Origin of the sequence: Saliniradius amylolyticus (assembly GCF_003143555.1) — a bacterium.
GTDB classification, from domain to species: Bacteria; Pseudomonadota; Gammaproteobacteria; order Enterobacterales; family Alteromonadaceae; genus Saliniradius; species Saliniradius amylolyticus.
This window is the reverse complement of sequence record NZ_CP029347.1, coordinates 2,543,004-2,560,207: the sequence shown is the minus strand read 5'-3', so window position 1 is coordinate 2,560,207 and position 17,204 is coordinate 2,543,004. Positions and strand designations below refer to the sequence as shown.

11 protein-coding genes and 1 pseudogene are annotated in these 17,204 nt (G+C 53.5%); 5 read left to right on the top strand and 7 right to left on the bottom strand.

Annotation, left to right across the window (positions count from 1 at the left end; all coding sequences use genetic code 11):
* Window positions 1–9: 9 nt before the first annotated feature.
* The 3 genes from gshB to HMF8227_RS11995 all read right to left on the bottom strand — a co-directional run bounded on the left by gshB (window position 10) and on the right by HMF8227_RS11995 (window position 2,957).
* Window positions 10–963 carry a glutathione synthase gene (gene gshB, locus HMF8227_RS12005; protein WP_109340403.1) on the bottom strand — a complete coding sequence of 318 codons (954 nt, stop codon included), beginning with the start codon at window positions 961–963 and terminating at the stop codon, window positions 10–12.
* Between the two features lie 89 nt (window positions 964–1,052).
* The gene (locus HMF8227_RS12000) at window positions 1,053–2,132 is read right to left on the bottom strand and encodes a hypothetical protein (protein ID WP_109340402.1); all 1,080 of its coding nucleotides are present in this window, start codon (window positions 2,130–2,132) and stop codon (window positions 1,053–1,055) included.
* Between the two features lie 84 nt (window positions 2,133–2,216).
* Window positions 2,217–2,957: a hypothetical protein gene (locus HMF8227_RS11995; RefSeq protein ID WP_109340401.1), complete on the bottom strand. Its 741-nt coding sequence runs from the start codon at window positions 2,955–2,957 to the stop codon at window positions 2,217–2,219.
* Between the two features lie 152 nt (window positions 2,958–3,109).
* Here HMF8227_RS11995 and HMF8227_RS11990 point away from each other — a divergent pair, with 152 nt between their 5' ends.
* The 4 genes and pseudogenes from HMF8227_RS11990 to HMF8227_RS11975 form a co-directional block, all read left to right on the top strand.
* Window positions 3,110–4,243 (top strand): sensor histidine kinase, encoded by a 1,134-nt coding sequence (locus tag HMF8227_RS11990; protein ID WP_109340400.1) that lies wholly within the window; start codon window positions 3,110–3,112, stop codon window positions 4,241–4,243.
* Entirely contained in the window at window positions 4,240–4,884 is a 645-nt protein-coding gene (locus tag HMF8227_RS11985; RefSeq protein ID WP_109340399.1) for a response regulator transcription factor, read from the top strand. The genes HMF8227_RS11990 and HMF8227_RS11985 overlap by 4 nt, the downstream gene beginning before the upstream one ends.
* 242 nt (window positions 4,885–5,126) lie before the next feature.
* Window positions 5,127–6,440: a prephenate-dependent tRNA uridine(34) hydroxylase TrhP gene (trhP, locus tag HMF8227_RS11980; RefSeq protein WP_109340398.1), complete on the top strand. Its 1,314-nt coding sequence runs from the start codon at window positions 5,127–5,129 to the stop codon at window positions 6,438–6,440.
* A pseudogene (locus HMF8227_RS11975) lies at window positions 6,437–6,619 on the top strand (YfhL family 4Fe-4S dicluster ferredoxin); the annotation flags it as partial. The gene trhP and the pseudogene HMF8227_RS11975, both read left to right, overlap by 4 nt.
* A gap of 8 nt (window positions 6,620–6,627) precedes the next feature.
* On the opposite strand, the gene HMF8227_RS11970 reads toward HMF8227_RS11975, so the two are convergent.
* From HMF8227_RS11970 to HMF8227_RS11960, 3 genes are read right to left on the bottom strand one after another with little or no spacing between them, the layout of a single operon-like run.
* Window positions 6,628–7,359 carry a 16S rRNA (uracil(1498)-N(3))-methyltransferase gene (locus tag HMF8227_RS11970; RefSeq protein WP_109340396.1) on the bottom strand — a complete coding sequence of 244 codons (732 nt, stop codon included), beginning with the start codon at window positions 7,357–7,359 and terminating at the stop codon, window positions 6,628–6,630.
* Window positions 7,360–7,395: 36 nt separating this feature from the next.
* Window positions 7,396–11,166, bottom strand: a complete 3,771-nt coding sequence (locus HMF8227_RS11965; RefSeq protein WP_162558596.1) for a translocation/assembly module TamB domain-containing protein — start codon at window positions 11,164–11,166, stop codon at window positions 7,396–7,398.
* Window positions 11,166–12,914, bottom strand: coding sequence for an autotransporter assembly complex protein TamA (locus tag HMF8227_RS11960; RefSeq protein WP_109340394.1), 1,749 nt, complete (start codon window positions 12,912–12,914; stop codon window positions 11,166–11,168). The genes HMF8227_RS11965 and HMF8227_RS11960 overlap by 1 nt, the downstream gene beginning before the upstream one ends.
* Before the next feature lie 427 nt (window positions 12,915–13,341).
* On the opposite strand from HMF8227_RS11960, the gene HMF8227_RS11955 reads away from it, so the two are divergent.
* On the top strand, window positions 13,342–14,169 hold the full coding sequence (locus tag HMF8227_RS11955) for a mechanosensitive ion channel family protein (protein ID WP_109340393.1): 828 nt from the start codon (window positions 13,342–13,344) through the stop codon (window positions 14,167–14,169).
* Window positions 14,170–14,240: 71 nt separating this feature from the next.
* Here the strand turns inward: HMF8227_RS11955 and HMF8227_RS11950 are convergent, their stop codons facing one another.
* The gene (locus HMF8227_RS11950) at window positions 14,241–17,135 is read right to left on the bottom strand and encodes a glycosyl hydrolase family 18 protein (protein WP_109340392.1); all 2,895 of its coding nucleotides are present in this window, start codon (window positions 17,133–17,135) and stop codon (window positions 14,241–14,243) included.
* Window positions 17,136–17,204 lie beyond the last annotated feature (69 nt).

Sequence of the window (17,204 nt, the reverse complement as noted above, 5' to 3'; positions counted from 1 at the left end):
TGTCCTCCGTTAGCGAGTTTGTCGGTGTTGCTCGATGGCGTCGAACAATTTGCCGGTTATCCGAATGTCGCTGGCCGCTTCGATTTCAACCACACAGGTGGGGCTGGTGACATTAATCTCGGTGAGCTTATCGCCAATAATATCAAGACCCACAAACAGCAGTCCGCGTTCAACTAATTTGGGGGCAATGGCTTCGGCAATGGCGCGGTCGGTATCCGATATGGGTTGGACCCGTCCGGTACCGCCGGCTGCAAGGTTGCCCCGGGTTTCGCCCTTGGACGGTAGCCGGGCGAGAGCATAGGGCATAACCTCTCCATTAACCACTAACACCCGCTTGTCACCGTCTTTGATGGCTGGCAGATACTCCTGCACCATGGCGTAGCGCTGGCCATGATTGGTCAGGGTTTCGATAACCACGCCCAGGTTGCGACCCTGCTGGTCGATGCGGAAGATAGAGGCGCCACCCATACCATCCAGGGGTTTACAAATAATGTCTTTATGGGTGTCGTGAAAACGTCGAATCAGATCAGCCTGCCGGGTCACTAAGGTCGCCGGACACAACTCTTTAAACCAGATGGTAAATAGTTTCTCGTTGCAGTCTCGCAGGCTTTGCGGGTCATTGACTACCAGAGTGCCTCCGGCCTTGGCCAGATCGAACATCTGGGTGGCATACAGGTACTCGCTGTCGAAAGGCGGGTCTTTGCGCATCATCAGCACATCGAGCGAATCAAGGCGTCGGTGCTCTGCTTCGCCCAGGCTAAACCACTGCTGAGGATTCTGCTCCACGGTAAGCGGGCGCATCCGGGCCATGGCAACGCCGTTGTCCAGATAGAGATCGCCCATTTCCATGTAAATAATCTGGTAGCCCCGTCGCTGTGCTTCCAACAGCATTGCGAAACTGGTGTCTTTGTTGATGTTAATGTTGGCGATGGGGTCCATCACCATTCCGAGAGTGACGCTCACTGCAGGCCCTTATAATTCACCGAATAGGTCCTTTATGGGGCATGCGGCCTTGCTTTTCAAGCTTGCCCCTTGCGTTATGGGGATTGGGATTAAATTTTCAGGTCAATTTGTTGCACCAAGCCTCCATGACCCTGTTGATCGATAAACACGCCGGACTGACGAATAACCCCTTGCTGCTGTTGATGTTCGTCCATTAACCGAAAGGGGGTACTGATATGATCCAGACTGATGGCGGCCACGCCTGCTCCGGCCAGAGACTGCAACTTGTCGGCGTCGGTACTCTTAAACCACAGCTGCAGTTGATCATAAATGCTATCACCAGAGTCGATGAAGCCATTGCCGTCTTCATCAAGTTCGGCCAACTCAGCAAAACCATTGTTGGTACGGGCCCCAAATAGCTCAAGACCATCGTTGACGATCCCGTCCTGATTGCGATCCAGTGCCAGATAAGCACTGCCTCTGTCCAGAATGGCCACCGAGTTTTGTTTGCCATCGCCGTTGAGGTCGAAGTCATGGGTATCGCCGGTAACCCTGACCGGGCCACCATCAAAACTCAGCACCAGGGGATCCTTCAACTGATCGCGAGTGAGTAATTGAGTGGATTCAGAATAGAAACTCTGTCCAAAATAGCTGTCAAACTCGAAGCTCAGCTGCTGGCCGCCCGCCAGTTCAATCTTACCGGAGGCGCTAAACTGATTTTCCTGCGACCAGTAGGACTGTTCTTTCACATACACCAGCTCGGTCACTTCTGGCTCATTATTATTCGAGACACGGGGGGGCGTTTCAGGAATCGATGGCGACGAGCGGTTCTGTGATTCGTTAATACTTCTTAGGCGATTCAGTAGACTCATATCCAGCTTCTCGCCGCTGAGCAATTCGATCATAAACTTTAGCGTTCGAAATTTAGGAGGAAGGCCGTTATCATCGCTGATACTTTCAGGACTGCTGTTACTCTGTATTTTTGAGGGTAAAGGTGAAGATGCTGCCGAGATAGATAACTCTTGGCGTGTCATTCTTTCTAAGATCGCTGCCATCTGGCTAATTTCAACGCGGTCATTGTCGTCATTACCGGCTCTGGGCACTTGACCCAGTGCGGCCTCAATACGGCTGTGCTGCTCTTTTGACCGGTGTTGATTACTGAGCTTAAGCTCACTGTTGATAATTTGCATAAACCCACCCCCTATCTGTTTATATCGGTCAGAAGTTAACCGTTTTTAGGGGGCGGCAGCGACGCAATGCTAAGCCATTGTTGGTTAAGGTGATTTATTTTTTGTTGAGCCAGCGGCATATTTGGTACTCATGTAAGCGATAAAAAGTCCACCGATGAGTCCGGGGCCAACCCAAAATATCAGTTGCCATTGTCCCAGTTCCGACAGTATCTGACGGCCACCAAAGGCCAGAAACGCGGTGTAGGCACCGATACCAGAGCCAATAAAGCCACCAATATGCTCTTTCAGCCATTCTTTCGGATGCACTTGGCGTTTAAGACTGTAGTGCAGCATACTGCCGCCGAGAATACCGCCCAGTGGGCCGAAGATCAGACTCAGTGTGTGTGAGTTCATAATGCCTGAATAAAGTATTACAGCGCCCCCCAAAGTCAGTGACAGCATCAATATAAGATGTAACGGCGTTCGCAGACAGCGGCGATCCTGCCTGGCGCTCAGGACTAGAAAGCCGTGACGTACACTCATATAGCTGATCAGTGCCAGATATAACAACAAGCTCCAGAGGGTGCGAATGCGCTCAGTCAGAGCGCCCGGATTGTCCGCTTGCGCGTAAAACTCGGCCTTAATGACGTCTGGCCAAGCCAATACCAACAAGGCCATCAGGGCCCCGCTACCTGCTACCAGATGCATGGTGTGGCGGTAATACTGACCAAAACGGCGATGATTGAATCCGCCTTTCGGGGCTAACGCCGGAACCCAAAACAGCAGTAAGGCCGCGCTACCAACCATGATGTGCAACATAAATAGCAGGGTATGTAGTTCTTTCATCACAACCTCCTTGGCTAAGTTGTGAGCAGCTTAGTAAAGTCGGCGCACCCGGGTTAGTGCCATAAGTCACGACATGGAAGATGACTTTTGGCCTATTGGCGCTTCAAGAGGTTGTGTAATACTGAGTCGTGTCGCAAGAACTGGGATGAGTCATGGCAGTAAGACTGAAAAAACTGGGCGCGGATCGCATCAGTGGTGTGCTAACGGTCATACTCGTGGCCGCCATGGCCCTGTATGTCATGAGCGGCGCTGAATCCGTTCCCAGACTGAATATGGCGCTGAGCGCCGGCCTGTATACCTTGTACATCTTGCTGTTCTGGGGGGCAACACAGGAGCATTCTGACAGGCTTAAAGTCCACCACCGCTGGGCGATGTTGGCGCTGCAGTACGCACTGGTATTGGCACTGTTTTACCTGGTGCCATTCAGTCCCAATGGCATTTTACTGGTGATTTGGTCGGCTCAACTGCCGTATTTTTTCTCTTTTAAGCAATCCCTGATCACCTTGCCGCTCTGGAGCGCACCGCCCTGGTGGGTGTTTGCCAGCACCTGGCAGGCGGATCATGTATTGCTGACAGCGGTGTTATACGGCGCGTTTAACTTGTTTGCTCTGGTGATGATGGACAGCCGACGCCAGGCGGAACTGCAACAGCAACGGGCTGAGCAGGCCAACCGCGAGCTCAAGGCGACCCAGTCGTTGCTGGCCGAAGCGCATAAACAGTCCGAACGTACCCGCATAGCCCGGGATATACACGATCTGGTGGGTCATCATCTCACTGCGTTAACTATTCATCTGCAAACGGCGGCTCACAAAACTCAGGGCGAGGCCAGGCAGGCCGTCGAGCAAAGTCATGCCATCGCCAAGTTGTTATTAGCGGATGTGCGGGAAGCGGTGTCCGACCTACGAGCCGATCAGGGCATCAATTTACGCCACGCGCTAGAACAGCTTACTCAGACGATCCCTGGGGTTGAGGTTCATCTGAATTATCGTCTCAGCGCGCCGGTGACCAATATGGATCTGGCGCTGACCTTATTGCGCACGGTGCAGGAAAGCCTGACCAATAGCATAAAGCACGGTAATGCCTCCGAGATACAGGTCCAGCTGTTCAGTGAAGGTATGCGGTTGATGTTGATCATCGAGGATAACGGAACCGGGAACACTGACTTTACTAAAGGCCACGGATTGGCCGGTATTGAGGAGCGCGTTATGGCATTGGGGGGACAGGTGACGTTTAGCGGTGACGGGACGGGCTTCTCGACACGACTAGTGCTGGAGACTGCTGCATGAGTATTAGGGTTATGCTGGTGGACGATCAGATGCTGATTCGCCAGGGCATTGCCGGGCTGCTGGCTTTGTCAGAACAGGTTTCCGTAGTAGCTCAGGTTGATAGTGGTGAGGCGGCGCTGGCAACTCTTAAAAAGACTCAAGTTGATGTCATACTGATGGACATAAGAATGCCGAAGATGGATGGCATCGATACACTTACAGCGCTGCGTAAATCCGGTGATACCACGCCGGTGATTATGCTGACCACCTTTAACGACCACGAATTGGTGATGAATGCCATTAAGGCCGGTGCCAGCGGCTATCTGCTTAAAGATGTATCACTGGATACCCTGGTAGAGGGGATTGAACGGGTGCACAAAGGTGAGACGCTGATACAGCCCGTAGTCAGTGAGCAGATATTACAGGGCCTTAAAGGCATGCGCCGCGACTTTGAAAGCTACGAGCGCCCCGAAGCCTTATCTGACAAAGAGGTTGAAACCCTGCGCCTGATGGCCGCCGGATGCAGCAATAAGGAAATCGCCGAGGCATTGTTTAAATCCGAGGGCACGGTGAAAAACCAGGTCTCCAGTATTATGGCGAAACTCGGCGTGCGCGACCGCACAAGGGCGGTACTTAAGGCCATCGAGCTGGGGCTGATATAGGTTTTTGGCATCGGCTGATTACGGCTAGAAAAGTCCTCGTTACCCGGCTCTGGTTTTGAAGCCTTTCTTAACAGACCATCAATGCGGTTGTTTTCACGATAAGTTCCTTATTCATCAATGACAGAGTCACACTGTTTGTAATATTCGACCTTGGTGTTCAACTTATCCCAGCTTTGCGCCGGATCAAAACCTGTCTCTAACTGGTTGGCATAATGCGCAGTTTTGTTTTCGAGGAGTTGTTGATGTCGACACCAGAGCTTTTGAGTCCGGCCGGATCGCTGAAAGCCATGCGTTATGCCTTTGCCTATGGGGCCGATGCCGTTTACGCGGGGTTGCCGCGCTATAGCCTTAGGGTACGTAACAATGGCTTTGATTTGCCGACTCTGGAGCAAGGTATTACGGAGGCGCATGAACAGGGCAAGGCGTTCTATGTGGTGCTGAATATCGCTCCCCATAATGCCAAACTCAATACGTTTGTGCGAGATGTGGAAAAAGTGGCTGCTATGAAGCCCGATGCCTTTATCGTCTCCGACCCCGGCATTATCTGGCTACTGACACAGCATTTCTCTGATATTCCGCTGCACTTGTCGGTACAGGCGAACACCACCAACTGGGCAGCGGTAAAGTTCTGGCAGCAGCAGGGCGTGAGCCGGATTATTCTGTCTCGGGAATTGTCTGTGGAAGAGATCATACAGATCCGTCAGCAGGTGCCAGACATGGAGCTAGAGGTCTTTGTACATGGTGCGCTCTGCATGGCGTATTCGGGGCGGTGCTTGTTGTCTGGCTATATGGATAAACGTGACCCTAATCAGGGGGCCTGCACCAATGCCTGCCGGTGGCAGTACGATATGACGCCGGCCACGGAAACCGTCAGCGGTGATGTGGTTGCCAAACCCGCGCAAGTCAAGCCTGCATCAGCCCCGGTGCTGCTGACCGAGCATCAGCGCGCCGATGCCCCTATGCCCATGTATGAAGATGAACATGGCACATATATCCTCAATTCAAAGGACTTGCGTGCGGTTCAGCACGTGCCTCGTTTAACCGAGGCGGGTATTCACTCACTGAAAATCGAGGGGCGTACTAAATCTTTCTATTACGTGGCGCGCACGGCACAGGTGTACCGTCGGGCGATCGATGCCGCTGCCGCAGGCCTGCCTTTCGATGACAGTCTGATGGAGGAGCTGGAAGGACTGGCCTCACGGGGTTATACGGAAGGATTCTTGCGTCGCCACATCCCGGTTTCGGAAATGCAAAATTACCAACAGGGTGCGTCACTCAGCGACAGGCAGCAGTTTGTTGGTGAGATTATTGGTCAGGATGTCAATGGCGAGCGTTGGCAGGTTGAGGTAAAAAACCGCTTTGAAACCGGCGATACACTGCTTGTCATGACTCCAAGCGGCAACCATCGAATCACACTGACCGAGATGGCAGACAACCAGGGGCAGCAGGCGACCGTTGCTCCCGGCTCTGGCCATCAGCGCTGGCTGTCTCTGCCTAAAGGTGTAGACGGTCATTATGGACTGCTTGTCCGGTGCCTTGATGGGGGCAATTCATGAGCCTGAGAATCGCCAAAGATTGCATTAACTGCGATATGTGTGAGCCGGAATGCCCCAATCAGGCCATTGCGATGGGGGAATCCATCTATGTCATTGACCCGGAATTATGTACCGAGTGTGAGGGATTTTATGACGCTCCCGCCTGCATTGCGGTGTGCCCGCTAGATTGTATTGAGCCTTTAAGCGCCTAACCCAAATCTCCGTATAGGTTCTGCAAAATAGCCAGACTGGTCAGCGCAGCGGTTTCGGTGCGCAGTACACGGGGGCCGAGGAGCACAGAGTTAAAGCCGTATTCCTGGGCCCGATAGATTTCCTGATCGTTGAGCCCACCCTCGGGACCGATTAACAAGCGCACACCCGCTTTATCGGGCTTGAGGGCATTGAAAGGACGGCTTGCTTCGGGGTTTAACAATAGACGGGTTTGGTTGGTGGACTGGCCGAGCCAATCGCTTAGGTCAACCACAGGGTGCAGTTTGGGCAGAGTATTACGGCCACACTGCTCGCAGGCGCCGATAATGATCTTTTGCCATTGGTCCTGTTTTTTTTGCCAGCGCTCGGCATTGAGCTTTACCGTGCAGCGCTCGGTGATCAGCGGTGTAATCTCGGTGACACCCAGTTCCACCGACTTTTGCAATACAAAATCCATGCGATCGCCCTTTGATATGCCCTGACCGAGGTGGATTGACAAGGGCGACTCCACGTCCATACCGATGCGAGAATCAATCCGGGCTGTGGCTTTGCGTTTGGCAACTTCGGTGAGCGTGGCCGGGTATTCGCTGCCATCGCCGTTAAACAGCACAATGGGATGGTCGGCTTTTAATCGTAGTACATTGACCAGGTGGTTAACCGCATCAGGGCTTAAGACCACGGTTTGTTCTACGGCCAGAGGCTCAGGATGGAAAACTCGGGGGATTCTCATAGGTCACAAGGTTCTCGTTCAGGATGCGATATGGTATCAGTCCTTTGGCGCCGCTTCATCTTCGTCAATGGTGAATTGGTAATAGAGATCCACCGAGCGATCAATGCTGCTCAGCGCCTCCAGCCAGAGTTGATCCAGCAGGTAGTAGCGCACGGTGAGCTCATTCACAGGCTCTAACAGGCCCACGCCGTATTTCAAATACAGGCGATCACCAATATAACCACTGACGGTGGCTAATGCCTGGCCGCTGGCATTGGCTTCGGTATCGAAAGTGACATCGTTGATCACGGGGACCTGATTAAGAGCCTGACCAAGCGAGCCGCCGGTCAGGCTGATGCCTTGGTTGGCGGCGAGTAAAAGGGCCTGCGACTTACCTGAGCGCTGTGGGCCGGAGTCATCCGGTTTACGGCCGGTCAGAATATAGGAAAGTATGGTCTGCTGATCCATTGTGGGGTCTGAGAATAGCTCCACCGACAGGTTGCTGGCGGGACCGGACGCTCGGATACCGGCTTTAACGTCGGTGTTTTTTAACGGGCGGATGGCACTGATTTGCACCACCGGGTTCGACGGCGTACCGATAAACTGAACACGGCCCTGCTGTACCTGCAGATCCTGACCATAGGCCTGATAGCGACCACGGGTCACATCCAGGTTGCCAAACAGTTGCAAAGGTTCCGGACTGGTTTGACTGGCCGTCAGCTGGCCGTCGATGGCCCCCACAAAATCGAAAGCCTCTACGACAAAAGGTTCATCCAAAACCAACGCCAAGGCCAGGTTGATGGGCAGGGGCGTTTTATCCTGCTGGGTCTGGCCCTGAATGACCATGTCGTCTGAAACCTGCACTGCCGATTCGGGTAACTGGCTTAGGGTCAGTTTGCCGTTATCCACGGTCAGTTGTCCGGTAACCGAGAGCTGCTTATCCAGGTTCAAGTGCAGGTTTGGGCTCAAACTGGCTTGCAGCTCGGGTAATACAGCCAACTCCAGTTGGTGGCCTTGCAACCAGGCGCTCGCCTGAATACGTTGATGCCAGGGACCTTCGCCTGGCTGCCATTGGGCTTGTCCCTCCAACTCAGCCTGACCCTGGCCCATAATGAACTGGCTTTCGTAATCAAGCTGGCGGCCGGTAAAGTTGAGATCGAAGTGACCCTGCTGGATATGAGTCTGAGTGGCCGCGATGCGCATTTCAGCTTTGGAGACGGTTATTTGACCGGTTAACTCCGGGCTTTCCAGTGGCCCTTGAGCCTGAACCCGGGCGTTCAGGTTGCCTGCCAGTTGATCCAGTGAGGGGATCACGGGCAAGAGTTTATTGAGATCAAACTCGGGGAGCGCCAGTTTTGCCGATAGCTGGCGGGTCTGTGGGTTTAGTTGGCCTTGCAGGTCCACAATGGGCAATGTGGCTGTTTGATTCAGCTTCAGCGCCAGATCCCAGGCTTCTGCGCCCGTCTCCAGCTTTACCTTCCCCCCAGACCAACTCAGTAGTTCCAGCGGTTGTTCGGAGCCCTGATAGTACCAGTGTCCCGGGCTACTGCTGCCGGTCAGCGACAGTTCGGGGCCCCGATTGCCAGGGGTCAGGCGGGCGTTAATCTCAGCTTGCCCGCGTAGCTGCTGGTCAGTCAACCAGTGACTGGCCCAGGGCCCATAATCCACTTGGGCGCTCAATTCAGTGGTTTGTGTAAGTGGCCAGTTCAGAGGCTGATTTAAACACCACTGGCTAAACTGACCCTGCCAACAGTGGGCCTGAACATGGCTTTGTGCTCCAAGCGTCAGGGCAATCGGTTTATCCAGGCTCAGACGTTCATAAGGCAGTTTCCAGTTGGCCTGAATCACTTGGCCCTGCCAGCTGTTGTTCGACTCCATACCTCCACTGAGGCTTACCTGAGCGCCAATATCACCGTCGAGACTTAAGGTCAGTTTATGAGCCTGTCTATCGCCACTCAGGTGCAACTGACCTGCGGTGCGATAGCCCCGAAGCCGGGTCTTACCCAGGGTCAGGGCGGCCTCTACAGCGTGGGAACGCAGAGGGCGGTAGTCGGCATCCAACTGCCAGTTATCCATCTGTACATTATCCAGATACCACTGCTCGCCACTGGCCCGCACCATAATCTGAGGACTTTGCTGTGGACCTGAAACATGGAATTGACTGGTGAGTGAGCCCTCGGCCTGAGGGAGCAGTCCGGCCACAGACTCGCTGTTAAGCGTGCCTTGCAATTGCCATTGGTCGGTGAGTTTTCCCTGGGCATCGAGATTCAGTGCCATGGCCTCGGCAGAGAGAGTCAGCTGGTCGACAAACCATTGCTCGTGCTGGCCCAGGCGAGCGTTTGCGGTCAGCTTAAAAGGCTGATGTTGAAGCTGACCATCCAGTTCCAGATCCGAAATCTTGAGCCACCACTGCGCCTCTAGCCACTGCCCTTGCTGATGAACTTGCCCGTTCAGAATGCCGTTAATGCCAGTCAGAGTCTGGGGAATGGGCACTCGGGTTAATGCCGTGTCCAGTTGCCAGCTCAGACCGTTTTGATAAGTGAGCTGACCCTGAGTGAGGAGCCGTTGCTTCTCGCCAGACTGGATCAGTAATTCGTTCAGGGCGAGCAGCCCCTTACTATGACTGGCGTTCAGTTGCAGTTGAGCGGGAGCGTTCTGGCTGCCCCAGGCTTCCATGGCAAAGGGTTGTGTTAAGCTAAACCGCTGCTGCTGACTGTCGCCGGCCATGGTCACGTGTAGCTTCGACAGCCAAAGCTGCCTGTTCAGTTCAGGCGGCAGTAATGGGGATAACCGGCTGCTATCCAGGCCAAGTTTGGCGTTAAAGGGAGTATTGGCGTCGGTGAGCGTGATTTGCCCCTTTGAACTGAGCGCCAGGGATTGTTCCTGCACGCTCCAGCGCAAGTCATCCATTTGACCGTTTAAGCTCAGTTCGACAGGACTTAGGTTAAGTCCCTTGGGCAGTATCGCAGCATTGATTGAGACACTGGCCTGAGCATCTACCCTGTAAGGCCAGTTGAGCTGAGTCTCTGCGGTAAGATCAAACCGGCCATAGTCCGGGGAACTGATAGCAAGCTGCTGCAGTTGCAGTTGGTGTTGCTGCCAGTTGAGCGCAACACTTGCTGAGTCTAGCTTGTGTGTTTGCTCACCCTGTTGCACGGATAAGTCCTGTATCTGAATCCGCTTTAGAGTTATGGGCAGAGGAGCGGGAAGATCCGGTAACTTAGCCAGTGGCCAGGGCCCCGTTTTCGGGAGCGGCTCCGGCGCGGGTTTTAAGCTGATTTGGGTTTTGCTTAGGGTTAACGGTGCCAGAGTAAAATGGCCCTCGACAAGCTGCGCTGAAAGTTGCAGGGACTGCCACTGGATATCCGCCCCCGGCAGGATTAGTTGGGCTTTATTGATGGTCAGCGATCGCAGGCGCAGGGGGACTAACCACTCGGGTAAGTCCAATGGCCCTTGGCCACTGCTCTTCTGAGAGGTAGTTGCCTGGCTCTCGTTTCCAGCTTCGAGTGTTAAGGAGAGTCCATCCAAAGTCAGCTTTTGCACTACCAGTTCTGGTTTAAGCAGGGCGCGGCTGGAGACATTCAAATGTACTCTGGATATCAGCACCTGGGGATCGCTAAGGCGCAGATCGTTCAGGGTGAGTCCGCCTAACACACTGCCATTGACAGAGCCGACCGTTAGCTGTGGCAAGTGTTGTTCGGCTTGCCAGACCAAAACCCGACCGCCCACCGGTGTTGCCAGTAGCAGCAATAGCAATATCAGGATTATTGCCATGATGCCGCCCAGAGCCGTCAGGCCGATTCTTAGCAAGCGCTTAGACAGACTCATTAAAACTCTGCTCCCATACTGATATGCAGCCGCCATGGCGGATCATCTTCGCTGATGCCATAGCCAAACTCGAAACGGATAGGTCCTACCGGCGACAGCCAATGAATACCAGAACCCACCGATTGAATCACATCCATATCCTCATTGTTAAAGGCATTGCCTGCGTCGGTAAACAGAGGCACGCGCCAGCTTTCACTGAGGTAGTACTGGTATTCCAGCGTGCCGGTGAGCAAGCGGTTGCCGCCGACAACCAGGTTTTGTTGATCGCCGTTTTCCGGATCGGTGACGGTGATGGAGGGGCCCAGGCTATGGTAGTCGAATCCACGTAAGCTATTATCACCACCGGCGAAAAAGCGAAGGGAGGGCGCAACAGAACGCGGGTTATCGTTACTTTTCAGATTAATACCAGCGCGCGCTCGTAGCACCAGTCGATGGGCCTGCCAGCGTTTCACCCATTTCCAGTCAGCAACCAGTTGAATCAGGCTGTCACTGGCGCCCAGTGATTCGTCAGTGGCCTGAATCTGATAGTTTTGCTGAAATCCAGATGAAGGATCGTTGATCGAACCTTTGCGGCGGGTAGTGGAAAATTGTGCACCCAACAAAAGGTAATCCGCATCAAAGGATTGGCGAAAGATATCCCACTCTTCGGTGAGCCAGCGCAGTTCGTACCGAGATACCCATTTTCGGTCCGAATCCTGCCATGCGACTATCGCTGACGCCTGTCGACTTTTTAAGTCTCCGAACTCGTTTTCCTCCAGCGTCAGGCCAAGCTGGTATTGCTGCTTTAGTGGTGACTGACCCGGAATAGAGTAGAGAAAACTAGCGTATGGGTTGACCGGGGAATAGCGTAACACGGTTTCCTGGCTGTGCCCGGCGGCATTGACTTTAGGGGTTTTCCAGCCGATAGAGGCGCGTGGACCGGTGTCGGTAACGTAGCCCAACCCCAGTTTGATGCTGTGATCGGGAGCGTCGGTCAGGGATACGACCAGTGGCACACCGCGATCGGTTTTCTGTTTAAAGTCCGGACTGACCAGCACGTCGCTGAAATACCCCGTCTGGCGCAGGGCGTTGTCCAGTCGGCTCAGCAGGTTACTGTGGTAATACTGCCCTTCTTTAATCGGGCTCATGCGGAAAAGTAAGTCTTCACTTACATCAGTTCCTTTAAACAGAATCTGATCGATTCGGTAACGGCGCCCCGCGTTATAATGCCACAGAATCTCGGCACTGGCCGAGTTTGGATGCACTTTTAATGTGTGGTTTTGCCATTGGCCATCCAAATAGCCCAGAGTGCGAGCTGTGTTATCCAGCCGCTGTTTGGCAGAATCATACTCGCCATGGTGCAGAGGTTGACCCTTAAGCTGTTTAATGTGCTCAATAACTTGTTTAAACTCGTCTGCCAAAGGCTCTGGGCTGGTAACTGTTAAACTGACGTCCTGAATCAGAGTGCGTCGGCCGGGGAGAACGCTAATATTTAGCCTCGGTGGTGATTTTGAGCGGCTTAAACGGGTTTTAACGGAAGCTTGGTTGTAGCCGAGTGCAATTAAGGCCTGGCGACTGTGTTTGCGAGCGCTGGCGGCGTATCGGCTGATTAACTCCGGCGAATCGGGTATGGGGCCCAGGTGAGCGCGGATATTCTTCTCTAAGGGGCCTTCTACACCCTCTATATCAATCTCCAGAATCGGGTCTGCCGACAGCGGGACCGCCAGACACAGAGATAACAACAGAGCTGTTAGTTGCCGAATACTCAAAGACCTTCCTTAGAACAGTCACATCTGTTCGAATTATCGCTTAGATCACGGTGCGAGCCAATCGTGATTATGTAACGCCAGAATCATCCTGTCTGTTAGGCTGGCATCAATTAATAAGTTTAATTACTCTACCTAGGGCGTGTTGCTCTTTCGGGTTTGAATTTTGTTTAAGTCCAAAGGCTTTTGATCGCGGCGCCGGGTTGCAGGCCTCTGGGGCTGAGTCAAAACCCGGCAACAAAGAGCAAGAGTCTTTGGGTTGAGCCCCATGGGCAGCGCTTGTCGGGCTCTATTGCGGCGTTATCGCCAGATTCATTTGGAATCACCAAACTACACTGGCTCTGCCTTGTACTAGAATTCGACAAACTGCTGCAAAAACACACGCGAAAGATCAACACGCCCTAATTTCATTCATTCAAAAGGAAAAGTTATGGAGTTTGACGCACAGAAGGTTGCTGAACTGGTCGATACCTATTTGATTCCCTGGGGGATCAACCTGGTGTTTGCGCTGTTGGTGTTTGTCATCGGCCGTCTTATCGCTAAGGGGATTGTCAGTCTATTTGGCAAACTGATGTCCAAGTCCAAATACGATCCCATGTTGGTCAATTTCCTGGAGTCCATTCTCAGTGCACTCTTGATGCTGGTGGTCGTGGTCGCTTCGTTGGATCAACTGGGCGTCGATACCACATCGCTGGTCGCCGTTTTGGGTGCTGCCGGTCTGGCCATTGGCTTGTCGCTAAAAGACTCACTGCAAAACTTCGCCGCTGGGGTCATGCTGCTGGTGTTCCGGCCCTTTAAAGCCGGCGACTATGTAGAGATTGCCGGTACCGCAGGCTCGGTTAAAGCCATTGGCATCTTTACCACCGACTTGATCACGCCGGATAACAAGCACATCATCGTGCCCAATGGTTCGATTTATGGTGACAACATCACCAACTATTCAGCCATGGAAAAGCGTCGCGTGGATATGGTCTTCGGTATTGGCTATGGTGATGATATTCGCAAGGCAAAGCAGATACTTGAAGAACTAATCGAGGCCGATGAACGGGTATTAAAAGATCCGGCACCAGTCATTGTTGTGGGAGAGCTGGGCGACAGCAGTGTTAACCTCTGGGTTCGTCCCTGGACATTGACGTCGGATTACTGGGGCTTCAAATGGGATTTTACCGAAGCCGCTAAACTGAAGTTTGATGAGCAGGGCATTACCATCCCGTTCCCACAAAGAGATGTTCATCTGTATCAGACAGACACGGAATAAACTCTGTTACTTACCATCAAGAAAGGGGCCTTTTTCAGGCCCCTTTTTTTGTTTTTGTCACTGGGTGATGATTACTGACAGCTTGCCGCGCCTATATCCAGCCAGCTGTTGGACACGCCGGGCTCTTCACCCTGAGTCCACCACTTAGCTTCATATCGGCGGTCATTGTGGTTCACCGTATCACCTCCATTGTAGGCGGTGGTTGCATTCCAGGGGAACTCCACATCGCTGATAAGCGACCACACACCGCCATCATTGGCCGGGGTGTTGCCCTGAGTCCACCATTGCGCCTCCCAGACCAGATTGTCATAGCTGACCCGGTCGGGGGCGTTATACACCGTACCCGCATCCCAGGCAGGGTAATTAGCCGCATTGGGATCGGTGGCATCACAGGTATTACCGTCAGCCGTATTCGTAACGGTCAACATGACGGTGGCCGAAGTGGTGTCGATACCGTCATCGGCGGTCACTGTCAGTTGATAGTCCGTGTCGGCACTGACCTCAGAAGCGGTGATGGTAACCGAATCAGAGTTGATGCCGCTGGTGCTAAGAGCACTGGGTACAGACCAGCTGACTGATACTGCATCGCCATCGGCATCGCTGACATTGGCGGTCAGGGTGATGGACTGCTTTTCAGCCATACTAGCGGTGCTGGCAATCTCAATAACCGGGGCGCTGTTACTGCCTGATGGGGCGACGGTCACAATGACGCTATCGGTATCGCTTTTATCGCCATCGCTGACGGTGACCATAAAAGTCAGCGTCTCGTTGGCGCTTACCGTGGGAGCGGTAAACTGAGCTTCTGCCTGAGCCGCGCCGGCCAGAGAGACTAAGGTGCCGCCGGTTTGCTGCCACTGATAGCTCAGACTGTCACCATCGGCATCGCTGGAGCTGGCGGCTGACAAGATAACACTGTCGCCACTCGTGGCCTGTTGGTCACTGCCAGCATTGGCCACTGGCGCGGTGTTGCTGCTTTGTGCCGGTTCCAGAGTAACGCTAACAACATCAGAAGCACTCAGAGCGCCATCACTGACGGTGAGTTCAAAGCTCAGGGTTTCAGTGGCACTGACTTCAGCGGCATCGAAACTGGGCGAGGCTGCAGCAGTATCGCTTAGGGAGACCGCACTGCCTGCCGTTTGTGTCCAGCTATAGCTCAGAGCGTCACCGTCAGGGTCACTGGATGCGCTGCCATCTAGGATGATGGTGGCCGGGGTGGTGACGGTTTGATCCAGTCCGGCATTGGCAACCGGGGTTCGGTTATTGTTGCCTTCACCATGACCCAGACCTTCGTGCATGGCATTGAGAATATCGCCGTTGTCGGCATCGATCTCCCAGGCAAACAGGCCTGCCAAGCCCTGGCTTTGGACATAGCCGCCTTTTGCGATCACCGAACGAGGATTGTCATAGGTAATGAGATCCCCGCTGGTGGGGTTAAAGATATAAGGTGCCTGGGCGGTACTGTCATAATAGTAGTCCCAGCTGCCGCTGGCGATATGACTGGCAATCTCACGGTAATCGACAACGCCAGCCTCCCAGGTGCCCTCGACGGCGCCGGTGCCTTGACCGGTCATATGACTGGTGCTGTCATAGCCACTGACACCGCTCCAGCCTCGGCCATACATGGCTGCGCCCACTACCAACTTGGAAGGCGATACGCCTTGAGCCAATAGCTGCTGAGTGGCACCGTGGACCGTGAAATCCTGGGTTTGCTGATCACCCGGGCGGAAGTCTGGCGCATAGAGGCCTGTTTGATGACCCAGTTTATTAGTGTCCCAGGCCCCATAGAAGTCATAGCTCATCATAAAGATGTAATCCATATACTGCTGGACTGCACCATAGTCCACGACTTCCAGCTTAGAGCGGCCTACACCAATGGCGGAGGTCAGCTCATATTCCCGGCCGGTTTCCAGTTCCAGCTCGTCCAGCATCTGGCGGAGTTCCTGCATCAGCAGGTGATAGGTCTGGCCATCGGTAGAGCGGTTACCTAGATTAGGATTAGCACCGCCACCTCCGGGAAATTCCCAGTCGATGTCTACGCCATCAAAGAATTTCCACGTCTTGAGAAATTCCTTAACAGAGGCGATGAAGGTAGCGCGCTTGGCGTCGTCACCGAAGTAATAGAAAGGATCACTCAGGGTCCAGCCTCCAATTGACGGTACGATTTTCAAGTCTGGATAGGCTTGTTTAAGGGCCATCAACTGGCCGAAGTTGCCCTTGTAAGAATCCCCAAAGGTTTGTCCACTCTCTGTCTTATTGACCGCTGCATAGATGTCGTGCAGGGTCACGGTAAAGTCCTCCTGACCTTGGCAGCTGTTCAGCAGGGCGTTGTGACCGCTGGAGTTTGCGGTTTTCAGTGAGTCATTAGGACCACAAATAGGGATAAAGCCGTATAAGATATGCGTCAGGTTGTAGGCCGGCACTTTGTCTACCGGGAATTTACGGCCGTATACGCCCCACTCGACGAAATAGGCACCAACGACAGAATCTGATTTATTGTCGTAAGGCCGGTTATTTTCACCATCATTTAAAACCAGCGGGTCCATATGGCTGCCATCGGTGTCCTCTACCTTAACAGGCTTAGTCTCGCTGGCAGGTGTACAGCCATCAGCGTTACACAGGTGCACATCCAGCTCGTATTGGCCGCCGGTATCCACTTGCAAGATGACAGAGCCGGTCTGACTGGCCCCACTGCTACTGAGGGCCTGCTCCTTGATGAGGGTACCGTTTAATAGGTACTTCGCTGAGGTGGCGGTGTCGCCGGAATATTTACTCCAGCTCACCGGAATCTCTGCGTAATCCTTGATGGTTATCAGGTTGCTGTAAGAGGAGGCCGTCTCATCGATCTCTATGATGGCGTAGTTGGACTCCATCCAGTCAATGCTGGCCGGCCCCGGGGCCGCGGCGAATGCGGAAGCGCTTAGTCCCAGCATTGGCAACAGGGGGAGGTAGTTTAAAGATTTTTTCATGGTTTACCTTTGTTGTTCGTGGATTTATCAGCTAAGGCTGATGCTCTCCTTTATTCCAGCCGGTACGAG

Excerpts from the sequence above, each read along its gene's own strand:
- HMF8227_RS11965 (WP_162558596.1), bottom strand. The coding sequence starts at position 11,166 with ATGAGTCTGTCTAAGCGCTTGCTAAGAATCGGCCTGACGGCTCTGGGC.
- HMF8227_RS11990 (WP_109340400.1), top strand. The coding sequence starts at position 3,110 with ATGGCAGTAAGACTGAAAAAACTGGGCGCGGATCGCATCAGTGGTGTG.
- HMF8227_RS11950 (WP_109340392.1), bottom strand. The coding sequence starts at position 17,135 with ATGAAAAAATCTTTAAACTACCTCCCCCTGTTGCCAATGCTGGGACTA.
- HMF8227_RS11970 (WP_109340396.1), bottom strand. The coding sequence starts at position 7,359 with ATGAGAATCCCCCGAGTTTTCCATCCTGAGCCTCTGGCCGTAGAACAA.
- trhP (WP_109340398.1), top strand. The coding sequence starts at position 5,127 with ATGTCGACACCAGAGCTTTTGAGTCCGGCCGGATCGCTGAAAGCCATG.
- HMF8227_RS12000 (WP_109340402.1), bottom strand. The coding sequence starts at position 2,132 with ATGCAAATTATCAACAGTGAGCTTAAGCTCAGTAATCAACACCGGTCA.
- HMF8227_RS11955 (WP_109340393.1), top strand. The coding sequence starts at position 13,342 with ATGGAGTTTGACGCACAGAAGGTTGCTGAACTGGTCGATACCTATTTG.
- HMF8227_RS11985 (WP_109340399.1), top strand. The coding sequence starts at position 4,240 with ATGAGTATTAGGGTTATGCTGGTGGACGATCAGATGCTGATTCGCCAG.
- HMF8227_RS11995 (WP_109340401.1), bottom strand. The coding sequence starts at position 2,957 with ATGAAAGAACTACATACCCTGCTATTTATGTTGCACATCATGGTTGGT.